Origin of the sequence: Streptomyces sp. NRRL WC-3549 (assembly GCF_000721935.1) — a bacterium.
Classification (GTDB): domain Bacteria; phylum Actinomycetota; class Actinomycetes; order Streptomycetales; family Streptomycetaceae; genus Streptomyces.
On record NZ_KL585426.1, the window covers coordinates 27,875 to 28,793 of the forward strand.

The 919-nt window shown below is 76.9% G+C and carries 1 protein-coding gene; it reads right to left on the reverse strand.

Annotation, left to right across the window (positions count from 1 at the left end; genetic code table 11):
• Positions 1 to 310: 310 nt before the first annotated feature.
• Positions 311 to 919, reverse strand: a 609-nt coding sequence (locus IH13_RS0128510; protein ID WP_037842712.1) for an FAD-dependent oxidoreductase, incomplete at its 5' end; no start/stop codon positions are given.

The following is a 919-nucleotide window of genomic DNA, read 5'->3' on the forward strand; positions in this document are numbered from 1 at the left end:
GGAGCGGCGGGGTCAGCACGGACGCCCGCCAGCCTAACCGTCACTGTCCTGCCGGCACCGCCGGGCGTCCAATGGCAAGACATATCCCGACATGGACGGTCGAGCGGCCTCGGCGCTCATTCCGCCGGGAGGTGCGCGCCGTGTGCGGTACGGCCCGTGCAGGGCGATATGTCCCTGATGGCTGAAAGGGGGCGTCTGTGTCAGGTGGCGGGCAGAGAACGGGCGGCCGGGAGGACCACCTCCCGGTCACGGCCGATCTACCCGCCGAGCCGGCCCGCCGGGGCCGGGCCGCCCGACGGGCCGCCGCGCCTCAGCCCACCAGCCGGGCCGCCGCCTCGGCGCAGCCCCACGCCACCGTGACCCCGGCCCCGCCGTGCCCGTAGTTGTGCACCAGCAGACCCCCGCCCGGCAGCGGCTCGGCCTCGATCCGCACCCCGCCCTCCCGGGACGGCCGCAGCCCCACCCGGTGGGCGGTCACCCGGGCCCCGGCGATCTCGGGACGCACCCGCGCGCAGCGCGCCACGATCGCGTCGGCCGTCCGCGGATCGGGCTCCGTACGCCAGTCGTCCGCCTCCGCCGTGCCGCCGAGCACCAGCCCGCCCGGCTGCGGGAAGAAGTACGTCGTCGCGCTCGACGCCGGGTCCGCCTCGGCGAACCACTCCTCGACGCCCGGGTTCTCCACCACCACCAACTGGCCCCGCACCGGCCGCACCCCCGGGTCCGGGACCAGCGCGCGAGCGCCGAGACCGGTGCAGTTGACCACCACCGGCGCCTCGGCGGCGGCCTCCGCGAAGCCGCGCACCGTACGCCGCTCCAGTACGCCGCCCGCCGCCTCCAGCCGCCGCTCCAGCCAGCCCAGGTGCACCGGCATGTCGAGCAGCGGCAGCGTCACCCGCAGCCCCTCGGCGCCCTCCGAGAT